We start from the raw sequence: 545 nt of genomic DNA, 5'->3' as shown, positions 1-545 counted from the left end.
TCACCGCCGTCGATCCAGCAAAATCCGCTTCCGCCACCACATCGGGCGGGCATTCGGGATGCGCGAGGACGGTGACGCCTGGATGATTTTCGCGCAACTGCCTGACGTCATCGGCCGAAAACAGTTCGTGCACCTCGCAATGCCCGTGCCAGGCGATAATCTCGACATTGGTTTCCCGGGCGACGTTGCGCGCCAGGTATTCGTCGGGGATCATCAGCACCCGGGGGACGCCGAGCGACTCCACCACCTGCTTGGCGTTGCCCGACGTGCAGCAGATATCGGACGCCGCCTTCACCGCGGCTGAGGTGTTCACATAGGTGATAACGGGGACGCCGGGATGGGCCTGACGCAACAGGGCGATATCTTCGGGCGTGATCGAATCCGCCAGCGAACAGCCTGTCGCCATGTCGGGGATCAGCACGGTCTTTGCCGGATTGAGCAGCTTTGCCGTCTCCGCCATGAAATGCACCCCGGCAAGAACGATGACGTCGGCATCGACATCGATGGCCTTGCGCGCCAGCGCCAGACTGTCGCCGACGATATCG

1 protein-coding gene is annotated in these 545 nt (G+C 62.8%); it reads right to left on the bottom strand.

Annotation, left to right across the window (positions count from 1 at the left end; genetic code table 11):
• On the bottom strand, positions 1–545 hold a 545-nt coding region (locus tag AC1DIX_RS27640), incomplete at both ends, for a quinolinate synthase (RefSeq protein WP_477328529.1).

It is taken from the genome of Massilia sp. 05N420 (assembly GCF_056397205.1).
This window is presented reverse-complemented; position numbering and strand designations above follow the sequence as displayed.